Origin of the sequence: Trichocoleus sp. FACHB-591, from assembly GCF_014695845.1 — a bacterium.
GTDB lineage: Bacteria > Cyanobacteriota > Cyanobacteriia > FACHB-46 > FACHB-46 > Trichocoleus.
In genome coordinates this window covers 1-14926 of the sequence record NZ_JACJPA010000019.1, presented here as the reverse complement: position 1 = coordinate 14926, position 14926 = coordinate 1, and the positions used below count along the sequence as shown (strand labels likewise).

Sequence of the window (14926 nt, the reverse complement as noted above, 5' to 3'; positions counted from 1 at the left end):
ATGTCGCCGTTGCCCCCCAAGATTGACCAGCGCACCTACGACAGCATTGTGGCTCAGACTGCAATGTTAGTCGAGGCGTTTACCCGAACTGAAGGGGCAGCACTCGACGGAGCAGTTGTGCGCTCTGGATGGAAACCACCTGGAGCGGCACAAGTAAGCCCAACCATTGATACCCTTGTCGGTCGGCTGCTAGACCAAGACTTGATCGACCCGCAAACCTCTGAGACGATCGCTTGGGGAAGGCTGATTGATGCTGCCTTGGCTGAGAGAATTAGCCAAATTCCGGGGCTGGAGCAGGTAAGCGTCTGGTCACTGCCCAACGCCCAGGTGCCACCTGATGCAGGTTGGGCGCTGATCCGCATCTTTAGTCACCTTGCTACCCTGGTGCGCGATCGCCTAAATCAAGTTCCAGAGAAAAATTTTCTGGCATTTCTCAACTTGATTGGCACCCAGGTCTTGCCACCCCAACCCGCGCGGGTGCCGCTGACGTTCTACCTAGTGGAAAACAGCACTGTAGATGCCTTGGTGCCTGCCCAAACCCAAATTGCGGCACTTCCGGTGGAAGGGGCGACTGAGGAGGTGGTATTTGAAACCGAGCGGGATGTGCTGATTACCCCAGCGCAGTTGCAAGCCGCCTTTGTATATGAACCAGATATCGATGCGTATAGCGATCGCACGGCCATCGCCACAGGCCAAATTGACAGCAGTTTCCCACTATTTGTGGCTGACCAGCCAACGGAACACAGCTTCTATCTCGCCTGCGATGCTTTGCTGACGTTGCCTGGAGCTAAAACAGTCATTCTGACGTTTGATTCTCCGCAAGGTGCGCAACTCGCGTCCTTACCTGTCACCTGGTCATTTTGGCATGGAACGCGTTGGCAGCCGATCGAGAGTACCTCAGGATCTGGGGATCTTCAGTGGACTGTGACGCTGAGGAATTTGCCACCTTTGACTCCTCACCCGATAGATGGACAGCTAGCAGGCTGGTTGCGAGCTGAACTAGCCAGCCCTTTGAGAGATACGTCTACCCGTTTTCAGATTCAAAATATTCAGGCTCGGCTAGCCAGCAATCGCGAGAACCTTAGCCCTGATCACTATTTCTTCAATACCACAGCGATCGATACCAGTAAAGACTTTTACCCGTTTGGTGAACAGCCCCGCTTCAATGACACCCTATACCTAGCCAGCCAGGAAGTCTTTTCTCAGTCAGGCACACAAGTCACAGTGAAGCTGGAACTGAATGATGACTATCCACCCAAAACGGATGGTGGGGTGGCCATTCAATGGGAAGCCTGGAATGGAGAAACCTGGCAGATTATTAAAGAGAAAAGTGCCGGGGTATCTGCCGCTAATTTCACCAGTGATACTTCTGGTGTCGTGTTGCGACTGCCCGCTGTAGTAGCTGCCACCACTGTCAATGGGGAGAATAACTATTGGATACGGGCTCGCCTGGTCAAAGGCCACTATGGAGAAATAACGTCTGTTCAGCCTCCTTTACTCCAGAGTTTGAAGTTAAGCTACACCGCGTCAACGAGTTCGCCGATCTCTGCCTGTCGCGTCTATCATCAGCTCACCTACTTGAATCCCTTAGCCAGCGATCGCTTCACGCTAGCTCAGGACCGCAAAGCAGGTGAACAAACACTCCGGCTGCATCAGGTGGATGGACTCCAAATAGGGGATCGCTTACGCATTGAACCAGACAGCGCCCGTCAGGAAATCCACGAGATTGCAGGCATTGATACAGCTCAAAACCTGGTTATCCTCAGCACTGCCCTGATAGGCAATCACAATCATGGTAGCCAAATTCTGCGAGATTTTCAGCCCTTTCTTCCCATCATAGATGAGGTTCCCACTCTCTATCTTGGCTTCGATCGCTCTTTCACCAACCGCACGATCGCCCTTTATTTACAAATTGACGCCCCTTCACCAGGAGCAATCGCCAATAGTAACTCCTCCGATTACCCTGCCCAACTGATTTGGGAATACCGTTCGCCTGGCGGTTGGGCCAGCTTAGGGATGACTGACGAAACGGGCAACCTCAAAGAACGCGGCTTGATTCACTTCATTGGGCCATCTGATTTTGCAGCACACATTGAGTTTGGGCGATCGCTGTATTGGTTGCGCTGTCGGTGGCAAGCAGGTGACTTTCGAGTTCATCCCCAACTACACTGCGTGCTGACGAATACGACCTGGGCTGTTCAAGCAACCACGGTGATTCATGAAATGCTGGGGCCGAGCAATGGCAATCCTGACCAGATGTTTCGCACCAGTCAAACTCCAGTTTTGCTAGGACAAGCGCTGGAAGTTCAAGAAGCAACATTGCTGGCGGCAAAAGGAACATTGCCAGAAACTTCCCTTACTCAGGAGATGACTGTAGTTCAGGATGAACTTGGAACGGTGGAGGCTGTCTGGGTGCGTTGGCAGGAAGTGCCCGATTTTTATGGATCAAGTGCCCACGATCGCCACTATGTTTTAGATCGGCTGACAGGAACCCTGCGGTTTAGCAATGGACAGCAAGGGATGATTCCTCCTGCTGGAACGAACCTCCTCCGTCTCACCTATGCGAATGGGGGTGGCAAACACGGCAATCTCCCCGCCCAAACCATCACTCAACTGAAAACCACAATTCCTTACCTCGATCGCGTCACCAATCTGGAACCTGCGGGAGGTGGAGCGGATCAAGAGCCGCTAGAGCGAGTCAAGGAGCGGGGACCAAAAGCCCTACGCCATCAGCAACGAGCAGTCACTGCTCAAGATATGGAAGATCTCGCTTACGAAGCTTCATCGGAAGTAGCACGCGCCAAAGCGATTACCCCACATTTTGCCTCTGAGGGGCTAGAATGGCTACCATTTTATGGGTTTCGGATGCCAGCCTCAGGCCCGATCAGCGTGAATCTTGAGGGCTTAACGTCTGCTAGTGGCACTGACACCACTCGGTTAAAGGTTCAGATTCATGGACCCGGACAAGCCAGTCCCTACGCTAGCCAGGAAGCGCAACGAAATCAAACTTTGGAGTATCTGGTTACCGATGAAGACCTAGCCTTAGGTGTAGAGTGGTCGGTCATGATTGTTAACTTGACGGATAACCTCATCACCGGAGCCTTAACCATTACTTATCCGGGTGGTTCCCTGAATGAATCCCTGAGTGTTCCAGCCCAAGGGCAGCCTCATGTCGAGGATGCTGGCAGGGTAGATTTGCTGATTGTGCCCAGCAGCTCTGCTCAACAGCCAACTCCTAGTCTAGGCTTGCTAGACCGAGTGGAAGCATATATCCGCGATCGCTGTACTCCCACCCTAGATCTCCGTATCACTGAACCTGTTTGGGTCGAAATCACCGTCATCACTCGACTCGTGCCCACTTCCTTTGCTGTTTCTGATGCTGCTAGAGCGGCTGCCATCCAAGCTCTAACGCAGTTTTTACACCCCCTGCTCGGCGGAGTATCTGGACAGGGCTGGGCATTTGGTCGGCGGCCCCATAAGTCAGACCTTTATGCTGTTTTGGAGGCTATTCCCACGATTGACCATGTGGAAGATCTCTCGATCGTCAGTATCCCTTCACTCGGTGATGATCTCAGCATTACCCCCCTAGATCCCAGTGAGCGCGATCGCTTTCTGATCTTTTCTGGCAAGCACCAGGTTACTTTGCTGACATAAAGTTCTCAAGCTCTCTTACTCTCTGTTTTACTCGTTGTTGCTATGTCCATTCCTCTCCCTAACCTAGATGACCATACCTACGCAGACTTACTGGAGGAAGTGCGATCGCTGATTGCCCGCGAGTATCCTGAATGGACAGATCACAACCCTTCGGATACAGGGGTGATTCTGCTAGAGTTATTCTCCTGGCTCACAGAAATTGTGCTTTATCGGGTGAATCGTATTCCGGCGCAGAATTATGAAACGTTTTTGAAGCTGCTGAACGGCCCCGATGCCATGCCACCTCAGGATTTAGCAGTGGCGATTCGAGAAACCATTTTGTCCTTACGTAGTCGCTATCGAGCGGTTAGTGCTGAGGACTTTGAGCAACTCGCCCTAGGCGATTGGCATCATACCGCTGCGGCTCAGCAATTAGGGAGCCAAGGCATCATCCAACGCGCTAAATGCTTACCTCAGCGGAATCTATCTCTTCCGGATCAGCAGAGATGGGACCAGGAAGCTCCAGGTCATCTCAGCTTGATTGTGGTGCCCGCTGCCTGGGAGACTAATACACCCCAGCCTACGACTGCCTTGCGGAGAAATCTCTGGCAGTGGTTGGATCAACGACGACTCCTCACGACTCGTCACCATGTTGTGAGTCCTGTTTATCAGACCGTCACGATTACGGCACAACTCTATCTGGAAGCAGGTGCGGTCTCTACCACCGTTCAACAACAAGCTAGGGAAACGATTCTCCACTTTTTTCATCCCTTGTCAGGCGGGAAAGATGGCAAAGGGTGGCCGTTTGGTCGTCATGTTTATGTTTCTGAGGTTTACGAATTACTCGATCGCGTACCCGGAGTGGACTATGTGGAGAACGTGCGGCTCCAAGGTAGCACCAATAATGTGACGCTAGCGGATTACCATCTGGTTCAGGTCGCGGATGACAGCACCTTGACCATTACGGAGGCTTGGCAAACCGATGACAACTAGTAATCAAAGCGATCGCACCAGTAACTACCTCCAGTATTTGCCAGGGATTTTGCAGGCGGAGCCATTCATGGGCCGCTTTTTGCTGGCGTTTGAGCGGATCTTGACAGGGCTACCCAATGACCCCGATCATCCTGATCCACTACCTCAACAACCTGGCTTAGAAGAGTATATCGATCGCATCCACACCTACTTTGACCCTCATCCCGCTCAATCTGGAGAGACACCTGACAGTCTGCAAGCCAAGCGCACACCGGATGAGTTTCTGCCTTGGCTGGCGAGTTGGGTGGCTTTGAGTCTCCGCGATGATTGGGAGCCAGAGGTCAAACGACGATTTATTAGCCAGATGGTATCGCTGTATCGCCTCCGGGGAACGAAGGCTGGCTTAAAGCGGTTGCTAGAGCTATATACCAACGAAGAAGTAGAAATTTATGAATTTGACCACCTGCCTCACTACTTTCAGGTGCAGATGACCCTAAGTGCCAGCAACCCAGACTTATTACGTAAGAAAGAAGAGATTGCCCGCGCCATTCTCAATCAGGAGAAACCCGCTCACACCTTCTACTCGCTCCAAATTCTGGTGCCCTCCATGCAGATCATCAACGATTTCAGTCAAGGAGGTCTAATTTTAGGACGGAATACGATTCTGGGGACTCGGTAGGTCAAGCGATGAGCTAGAGACTCAGCAAGATGTAAACCATTCACGACAGCGCAGAAGTTAAGGAAAGCCTACAATGCCAGCCGACTATCGCCAATATGATTACATCAGTAAGCGGGTGCGCTACTTTGATGCTCAGTTTCTCAAAGACCAAGACTTTATTGACGAGCAGAAATATCATCTCGATCGCCAACGCCGCTCCCTCCGCTATCTGCATGTTTCAGGCATTGTCGATGGACTGACCGTTGAGCCTGGGGATGGCAACAACGGAGATGCTAAGTCTCAGGCCACGATCGCGCCGGGTACTGCGATCGATCAAAACGGTTGCCAAATTGTACTGGTACCGAGCGACCCTCCCGAAACAGTTGGACTCGAAAGTTATCGTGGTCAAACAGTTGAAATCTTTATCTCTTACCAGGAGATTGAATCAGACATGGCCCAGGAGGGCAGCAAAGCGAATCGGCGCTGGCATGAGAGGCCATTAATTACTGTGGTCAAACTGGGAGATAAGGCTCCCCTAGCTGGGGTTCGATTGGCGAGGCTGAACGTGAGTAGTAGTGGCCTGGTGACGATCGATCGTAACGATCCAACTGTGCGGCAATATGCAGGCATCAGCCTACCCAGCTCGGATAATGCCCGTCCTACTTTGCGCTCTGGTGGAGAAGAAGCGAGCAATTTAGCAGTGCTAAGTGGGAGCCTTAGCATTAGCAACAACGTTGGTATCGGCACTAAGTTCCCCAAAGACAAGCTCTCGATTCAAGGTGGGGCACTTTCCTTTGCCAACGAAAATGCCGTTCCTCAGATGGGAATCGATTACGACACTGCTACAGATACTCTCAGAGTGCGTAGCAACCGAGACGCACAGGTGTTGAATACAAATCTCCTCAGCATTAACCGCACCACTGGAAATGTCAGCATTGGAACTTCTACCACCAGCGGTGGGCTGGAAATCAATCGCGGTGGTACCAATGATTTGGCGTTCTCTCTCAACTCTTCGGGCGCGGGCTGGGGGTCAGGGCTACAGTTCAGAAATACTGCAACAAATGCTAGAACCTATGGCATCTATTCAGGGAGTGATGGCAAATGGCACTTTGCAGATGTCAATAGCAGTAGCGATCGCTTAGTGGTCGATCAGGTTGGCAATATCGGCATTGGCACAATAGGGCCGAATGCAAGGTTAGAAGTCAAGCTGGCTAATGCAACGACTGATACCAGCCTGAAATTGGAACATATTGGCTCCAACTTTATTGTGCGTCCCCTCACAGCAGGGGGAACCTCCTCTGTGATTGAGAATACCGGAGGAGGGGCTTTAGTCATTAACCCTAAAGCTGGCAATGTTGGTATTGGTGCAGGCGATCCCAAGGCAAAGCTAACCATACAGACACCAAAGGATTATGATGGCGATACGATTCGCTTCGAGTCCAAGAAAGAGCCTGCAAACTATTATTTGAATCTTAAGACATCAGTCAGTGATGGCGTTGTACAGTGGGTTTTCGATCAAACGAATTTAGGCACTGCTTACAACTCAGTTCTTGCTTTCGATCGCGGCAATGTTGGCATTGGCACCAACAATCCTAAAACAAAACTACAGGTGACGGGTGGAAATATTTCGATCGACTACGGGGAGAATGGCTACTTGCTTGTAGACCCCGCAAATAACTGGCCCAATGGGACTCACAGGTTGATAGGTGTCGAATGGCTGAACAATACAGACACCGTCAAACTATACACTCCTGGAAGTCAACGTAAAGACCCGATCATGACGCTGGACGCAAATGGCAACATTATGATGGGTACGAGTGGAACCACAGCCAACATTGATTTAACTGGTCATATTCAGTTGAAGGAATATGGCATGGGAGGTATTGCTTATCTACAAGCGAGGGATGACAACTCTAATAGAGATATTGGTCTACGTTTTAGAACTCAAACTAAAGGTTCTTCAAGTCGTCAGGTGATTGAAGCAATGACAATTAATCCCGATGGCAACATCGATATTGTTCAAAAGCCAATTGAAATAACTAAGTATTCTAACATCGGCGACGACACTAATTATAACACTGGCTATAGTACGAGTAATTGGCTCTGTACCATTGCTGGTTTCCATAGTGGTGTTGGGGACATCAATGAAAAAGATTCTGGGGAAATCATCAAAGTTTATGCATACCCCAATTCAAATGGATACTGGCATATCAGGGCTGATTTTCGGACTCATAACGTTAACGAAAACTGGACTATTTGGCTAATGGCAATTCGAACAGGTTTTGCCAAAGCTACTAATGCTCTTTAAGATACGATTTTTTGTAAAAGTAAAGAGAGAAGACTAATGAGAGAGAGGCTAGAACAACGCTTGGCATCCCTTAAGACTGAATTTGAGGCAGGTCAAAAGATGCTAGCTGATTTAGAAGCGAAGCAAGCTAGCGTGCGGGAGACTTTACTACGCATCAGCGGTGCAATTCAAGTTCTGGAGGAAACTTTGGCAGAACCTGAGCTTACAAACATTGAAGACAACGGCAGCGTTTCTTCAGAAATGATAGAAGTCTCGTAGCGAGTCGCAGAGTGCGATCGCTATAACTTCTCTAAAAACAGCTTGCCAGTTTTTTGATATTCACGTTGAGTCGCACGAGTTATATGGTTGAGTGTTACGACTTTGCCATCACTAGCAGCTAAAAACGCAGCAGCCAAAGCAATATTCCGGATACAGGCCCCTGTAATCTCGAATTGTCGTGCCAGCAGCTCAAAATCTAGATCTTCCTGCTTTGGTAGTTTCTGGGGCCAAACCTGTTGCCAAATCTGGAAACGTTCCTGTTGGTTAGGTAGCGGAAAATCAATGATGAACTGAAGTCGGCGCACAAAGGCATCATCAATACTACTGCGGAGATTGGTAGTCAGAATGGCAATCCCCTCATACTCTTCCATTTTCTGTAAAAGATAACCAACCTCAATGTTGGCATAGCGATCGTGAGCATCTTGAACTTCCGATCGCTTCCCAAATAGAGCATCTGCCTCGTCAAACAACAGAATTGCATTGGAACTTGCAGCAGCCGTAAAAATGCGATCGAGATTTTTCTCAGTTTCACCAATATACTTACTAACAATTTGCGATAGATCAATTCTGTAGAGGTCAAGTTGTAGCTCATTCGCAATTACTTCTGCTGCCATTGTTTTACCTGTACCTGGCAGACCAGAGAATAATGCGTTCACCCCCTTACCTAGAGACAGCTTTTGCTCAAAGCCCCACTCTTCGTAGACAAGCTGACGATATTTAGCCTGATTACAAAGTTCTTGGAGCTGAGTCAGTTGGTCTGGCCGTAGAACAATATCGTCCCAGGTATACCTTGCCTCCATCTTCCGAGCCAGTGTTCCTAAGTCATGACCTGATTGAGCACGAGCTGTGGAAAACAAATCAGAAGTGGTTAATTTTTGATTTTTGAATTGGCTATTGTGCACGGCAGTCGCTACAGCCTCAGCAATTTGGGTAGAGGTGAGACGAAACCGAGCCGCGATCGCCTCTAAATCAACCTGATCCAGTTTGAGATCTGCCAGTTTCAAATATCTCTGCCAATAGCGCTGTCGCTGAGCAAAGTCAGGCATGGGAAAACTAATCGTGATTATGCCTAGAGGCTTTGATGCACTAGGCACCCAAGACTGCTGACTCGCCACAATAGTGATTCCGTGACTGTCAGCAAGTTGGGCGAGCAAAGATTGATTGGCGATTGCCTGTTCATCAGTTTGCAGGATATCAAATCCATCGAAATACAAGAGCGCCTTCTGAAACCAAGATTCACGAAACACTCGTTGCAGCATCGAGGCAAACTCAACTTTGACATTGAGCATTCGAGGCAGATCAACAACCAGCAAAGGAATTTTCAACATCTTGGCTAGCGCTTCTGCGGTTTGGCGCTTTCCAGGGCGATCGCTACCCTCAAAATAAAGTCGCAGGGGTTGCTCAAGTGCCCATTTCTGCTTAACTAATTTGGTCAAACTGCGCTTTAATTCAGTTGGCAACAGTAGATCCTGCAAGCGAACCTGCGCTGCCATTAACTGACACCAGCCAGCCAGTTGACTATCTAATCCGGGTTGATCCAGCAAGAAACGCACCACCTGCTCATCTAAGTGCAGTTCGTGCATCAGAAGCGTAGATTTGCTCTGATTAGGGTCGAGCATCAAGTGGAGCAATCCATGACAGACCAGTGGTGCATCAGGAGCAAAGTGAACCCGTCGAGTAAGCTTATCGATCGCCGTCGAGCAAAGCAAGTTCAGCGCTAAATCTACACTGGGACGTTTACACCGCACATCATCTTGCAAATAAGCATAAAGACGTTCATAACGACGATCGAGTTCAGGAGCGAGAGCGATCGCCACCACATCCAAATCAAACTTATCTAGCTTAAAAGTGCGCTGCAACCAATCCAGCCGAGATCCAGAATCAATCGCGATCGCTGGAATTGGCTCATCAGATTCTACATATCCTTGAAAGTTAGGTGCACCCGGTTCACGGGTCAGCAGGCGATCAACCTCGGTATTAACGTCCAGCCTCCTCTCAGCGTCACTGGCAGAATTTAAGTCAAACGCAGACTGAGCAGCAGCGATCGCATATTCGAGGAGGGGATCGAGTCGCTTCAGGAGAGACAATAATTCAGTCAAGTTGTCATTGTTATCGGACATGAACCTTGTTCTACATGCTGTTGTTATACAGACTCTGACTAGCTGACAAGTTGAATCAGGTCATAGAAGTTTTGTAATTCCTTACCTTAAAGTAGGGCCTTATCCTCTAATACTTCTGCCTCTCCCTTTAAGTCATCAACCTGAGATGTTTGCTTCGCCTCACTATTAAACCAACGCTCAAAGAGTTTATCTCCTTCAACCTGATCTAGCTTTTGAAAAATTATTTGAAATTCCTTTAACAGTTGAATGTTCTTCCCATGTATTGCGTCATTAAGCGCTTTGACTAGCGGGCCAGATCGATGTTCTACAAGTACACGAACATCGCGCCTATCAGTATCTAAAAAGGGTAATCTTGGCTTCTCCTCACTGCCCAGGTACCCTCTTTCTCCCTCTGTGTTTACTCCTAATGTTCTGATCTCTTCAGGCTTAAGGCTTGTTTCCAGATTTGGAAGTTTTCCAATATAGGGGCTTGGATTTTTTTCATCTGAGCTGTGACTACCTAGTACAACTAGCCTTGGTAGGCTTCCCTGAATTTTGTTGAGAATCTGTTTCCTCGGTCCATCCTCGCTCTTGTCTTCGTCAAGCATGCCAATTAGGATATCTAGAGGAGTTTTACAGTTCGGGCTAGTCCGATTTCTACCTGTAGTACTGATGTACAATATTTCTCCATGAATCTCGGCCTGCAGCTTGCCATAGAAGTACGCGATCAGTTCCACAATTTCCTTAATTTCACCACTTTCTGGCAATAGCAGATTTTTATCTGCCTTGTCCAGTTTTAGAAATCCCGCTAACGGTAGGCTATGAGTTACATGCTGTACCGAGGTAGGAGATTTAGGCTTGTCTGAACCAACAGTGGACAACCATTGTCCAATTTCCCCATATATTGGTGTCAATTCCCAATTTAGAAGCATTTTTTGATCTTCTTTCTTTAAAGATTTAGATAAGGATATCATTTTCGGTTTTGGAGACTCTTTTTTTGATATTTTCTCCTGTCCTTTTTGGGCGAATTTAGATATAGGAAATGCTTGAATTGCTGCTTGAACGTTAGCAAAATCAAGTTTAGCAGTTGTTATTCTCTCTGAATTTATAGGAGCAGTCCTAAATTCTACTTGTACTTCTTTCTTGCTAGGATTGTAATCGTCTATTACCATCTCAACAACGAGATCTTCTGCGACCTTGCACTTTGCAAGTGCCTGATTAACATATCCTTCTATTTGATTGCCAAACTTAGGATTAACTTTTAGATGACCACCTGTTTCCATTTCATAACCGAATCTTGTCTTCCCTTCTGTGTGAAGTTCGGTGGGGTTACCAACTACAGGAGTTTGATATTCTGGATGCAATAGTCGCTTTACGTCTTCCTCACGCTTGGCCTTATTTTCCTCAATTTGAGTCTTTGTTTTCTCTATTTTACGCTTCTCTACTGTTTCTGCTTTTTCTACTATATCCTTGATGTCTTTCAATACTTTTGACAAAAGTATCTTATCTGGTGATCTAATTACTGTATCAATGATGGGGTCAATCTCTTTAACATATTTTTCTGTCCTATCATTGCCAATCTCCTTCTTGACTGCATTAACTACTGAGGTCTTCTGCATCTTATATTCGGGTTGCCCCCTAGCGTTGGATGAGTAGTAAACAGCTTGCTGAATTATCGGCTTTTCGTCCTTGTTGGGAGGACTCATGGAATAGTCATTGACTTTATTACCCTGGTACTCAGCAGCAGTTGGATGCAGATGTTCGTTTGTTGTAGTTACTGCTATTCGTGCCGCCATGTTATCAGCTTCTCGTTCGAGCCAAGGCTCATCATTGATTGGTAAGCCCTGAAGATGTATTGTTCCTCGAACCCTCCCCTGTTTTTGCTGAACAACATGCCAAGCTTCATGTGGAAGGTACTTTTCCTGCCCTGGTCCTATATAAATATCGTCGCCCTGCGTGTATGCCCGTGCCAGCATTTGAATAGGTTGGGCTGAATTATAGTGAACTTTTACACCGTCCATGGATATGCCACAAAGTCTCTCAATCCTGGCTTTCATATTGCTGGGCAAACTGTTGTTGCCTGTAGATTGGCCTGTACCTTGATCATGCTTATTCAATGGCGTTGTTTGAACTTCACTCATTTCACTCGCCAATTCCTGATATAAGCCCCGGAAAATGGGCTTTGCCTGAATTGGTTGCCGAGTATCAGGAGTTCTTGGGTGTACGGTAATGCATTGACTTGCCGCATGACTGCCGATTGTTGCTTGCAGTTGCATTACAGGATGCTCTGGAGGTTTAATTGCTGCTTCACTCAGCACGGTAGAACTTGCAGAGGCAGATTGGGTTTGGTTGAGGCGCTGCAATCTCATGATACTGTTAGCTCCCGGTAGCAGAGGGCGAGCGCCAATAGAAACTCAACGATAACTCATTTGGTTCAGACGTAATTGCTGGGATCTTTTGCCTGGTTCTGTACATCCCTAAAATTAGATGTGCCCGGTTCACGAGTCCCCTATACTTTATCCCAAATATCAGGATTATCAACATCCTGGGGTATTTGTGGCTTACCTCCAGGCTTATAAGTTGCCTGATTAGTATTGTCAATCACTTTAAAGACGGCTGTAACTTTTTCTGCCCAGTTATCCAAGTTTACATCTTGATCAATGCCGAACATATCTCTCAGCCCACGTAGCTCGAAAATAGGAGCTTCTTTAGGTTGCGCCTTCTTCGGTTGATCAGCATGTAGACTATCCAGATTTAGTTCATCTACTAAACTTTCAGTAGCATGTTCTGCTTCATCCTCTAGAACTTCGATGTCAGTAGACTCACCATAGGCTCCCATACCTTCAAAGCGCTTATCTGTACCCTTGCTCAACCAATCCTGATAAGGCAGATCTCGCAGCCACTGATCCCGGGTAACATTCAGTTTGTACTGTTGCTTTTCTGGATCACCAGATAATGGATCTATTTCCATTAAAGGCATTCCCAGTACCGCTTCTTTCCTGAGCTCCTTGAGCGATCGTGCTTTCGTTACTGGAATCAGCTTGTCTTTGGCGTCCAACTGATAAGATCCAAAGCCTTTACCGACATTCCAGTTCCGTTTGAATTCCCCAGTCTCTTTTCTTTGGAAGGACGGCAGCATCTTTTGGGCTATAGTCAAAACCATGTTGACCCATTTGTCTAAATTTCTACGAGCGCTAAAAAATTCGTGTTCAGGTACGAGTTGGAACATCTTAGTGAACGAGGTACGGGCCATAATCGTAAAGGCTGACTTTGGATAGAAAAGTGCCTGCTTACGTGATCCTTGTTCCAAGTAAGATACCAGCAACATGACTAGGCCTACGAGCTCCTCACTTGGAGTTGCTTGGTTTAAAAATTTCTCCTTAAAGTCTTGATCGTTCATCTCACTGATAAACTTACTGACATAGCCTTGGTAGGAAGTTCCCACTCCGTGACGATATAACTCAGGAATTTTGTCTAGTGAGACAGATGGAGATGCTTGCATTTTTCCGATCGGAGCACCTGGGATGATGTTGATGTTGCTGTCTCCACCAAAGTCAGCGGCTGAGAGCGGCTCATTGTACTGTTCATGCACTGTTACCATATCAACTAACTTTTTACGGGCATCCTCAACTGAAACTAAAGCCTCATCCTTGGTTGCATATGGTTTTGTAACCACTTCGATCGCAGAAGTACTGTCGTCGGCATACTCGCCTTCGATCTTATATCCTGGTCCCTCTATAATTTTTTCTCCCTTAGCCAGGCGACTTTGATTTTCATCATCGTGTTGTGTTTTCCAAGTGCCAAATTCAAACTCAAAACCAATTGCGCGCTGAATTAATTGAGGCTGGAAGCCACCCGTACCTTGCTGAATAGTATGTGTTAACTCATGTGCAAGCAGTTTTAGTCCTTCTGTACTGCTTGGATTGTATTCCCCTCGTCTAAAAAAGATATCCTTTCCTGTAGTGAAAGCTCGCGCCTTAATGGAGCGATTTGAAGCATCAGCATGATCGCTTGTGTGAATCCTGACTCCACGGAAATCTACGCCACCAAATGCTTGTTCCATTGATGCTCGAATTGTTTTATCAAGCGGTTGTCCACTGCCGCGTGTGGATTGAATCGAAGCCTCCAGTTCTGGACTTGCTACCATAGCATCTTGGCCGAGTTGGAGCTGAGTCTTCGGCTTCATTTGCAGATTCCCCCCATTAGAACCAGATTTTTGTTGAAGGGCTTGATTTGACAAGGACTGATCTAAATGCGGAGTACTTAAATGTTGTACAACTTGTTGAGCAAGGCGATCGGCTTCTTGCTCGTACTTGTCTTTTGATGCACCAATCATTAGCTTCGGCTGAAGTACTAGGCTCTGAGACGAGCTAGCTGCTAATTCCTGAGACAAACCTCGAAAATTTGGTTTTGGTATTGGCATCGGTGGACGAGGTTGCCGATTCTGAACTTTCCACCGAGATTGAGCCTGTCCAAACTCTTGCTGACGTTCATACCTCTGCTCAGCCTCTGTCCCTAGCTGCCTCTTTGAAGAACTCACTTTGTGCGGGGGCAACTCTCTCATGGTGTTTTCCTAGATTTGACAAAGGACAGAGCGCAGCTTAACGTTCATCATCTGTGATGCGTGCCTGCTTCTTAAGTGAGAGAAATAGTTTGAAACAATACGATACTGTAAAATTCTTCCTATCTATTGTTACATCTTTCTGTATAAAGAAAACAATAGTCATAGTGCTTGCATTGTCTGTGATTGAGCGATCGCTTTCTATACATGGCTATGCATTGTCACATCTTTCTTCACAAATAGAATAATCCTGCAAGAGTTTGCACAGTGGACAATTGAGCGATCGCCCTCCTTCCTAATTCGCCCTTCAGGGATGACAAATTCAAGGAAAGTACATGCTTTGTATGACAAACCATGACGACCTTTTTCGTTAATGGAAGAGATGTTGAGATCGCTTCAAGAAAACTCCATTGCTTGTAAAAAGCGGTTGAATAGCA

At 47.4% G+C, this 14926-nt stretch carries 9 protein-coding genes; 5 read left to right on the top strand and 4 right to left on the bottom strand.

Annotation, left to right across the window (positions count from 1 at the left end; translation table 11 throughout):
- The 5 genes from H6F90_RS02815 to H6F90_RS02795 all read left to right on the top strand — a co-directional run bounded on the left by H6F90_RS02815 (nt 1) and on the right by H6F90_RS02795 (nt 7829).
- Nucleotides 1-3654 carry a baseplate J/gp47 family protein gene (locus tag H6F90_RS02815; protein WP_190550043.1) on the top strand — a complete coding sequence of 1218 codons (3654 nt, stop codon included), beginning with the start codon at nt 1-3 and terminating at the stop codon, nt 3652-3654.
- A 42-nt stretch (nt 3655-3696) separates the two neighbouring features.
- Nucleotides 3697-4626, top strand: a complete 930-nt coding sequence (locus H6F90_RS02810; RefSeq protein ID WP_190550041.1) for a baseplate J/gp47 family protein — start codon at nt 3697-3699, stop codon at nt 4624-4626.
- The gene (locus H6F90_RS02805) at nt 4616-5284 is read left to right on the top strand and encodes a phage tail protein (RefSeq protein WP_190550039.1); all 669 of its coding nucleotides are present in this window, start codon (nt 4616-4618) and stop codon (nt 5282-5284) included. Before H6F90_RS02810 ends, H6F90_RS02805 begins: the two co-directional genes overlap by 11 nt.
- Before the next feature lie 73 nt (nt 5285-5357).
- The gene (locus H6F90_RS02800; RefSeq protein ID WP_190550037.1) at nt 5358-7571 is read left to right on the top strand and encodes a hypothetical protein; all 2214 of its coding nucleotides are present in this window, start codon (nt 5358-5360) and stop codon (nt 7569-7571) included.
- Nucleotides 7572-7607: 36 nt separating this feature from the next.
- Nucleotides 7608-7829: a hypothetical protein gene (locus H6F90_RS02795; protein ID WP_190550035.1), complete on the top strand. Its 222-nt coding sequence runs from the start codon at nt 7608-7610 to the stop codon at nt 7827-7829.
- A gap of 20 nt (nt 7830-7849) precedes the next feature.
- Here the strand turns inward: H6F90_RS02795 and H6F90_RS02790 are convergent, their stop codons facing one another.
- The 4 genes from H6F90_RS02790 to H6F90_RS30345 form a co-directional block, all read right to left on the bottom strand.
- A complete protein-coding gene (locus H6F90_RS02790; RefSeq protein ID WP_190550033.1) occupies nt 7850-9949 on the bottom strand; it encodes an AAA family ATPase in 2100 nt (699 codons plus the stop codon).
- Between the two features lie 86 nt (nt 9950-10035).
- A complete protein-coding gene (locus H6F90_RS02785; RefSeq protein ID WP_199295679.1) occupies nt 10036-12297 on the bottom strand; it encodes a DUF4157 domain-containing protein in 2262 nt (753 codons plus the stop codon).
- A gap of 140 nt (nt 12298-12437) precedes the next feature.
- On the bottom strand, nt 12438-14264 hold the full coding sequence (locus tag H6F90_RS02780; protein WP_190550031.1) for a DUF4157 domain-containing protein: 1827 nt from the start codon (nt 14262-14264) through the stop codon (nt 12438-12440).
- A 458-nt stretch (nt 14265-14722) separates the two neighbouring features.
- Nucleotides 14723-14926: hypothetical protein (locus H6F90_RS30345; RefSeq protein WP_206756150.1), on the bottom strand; the 204-nt coding region annotated here is incomplete at its 5' end.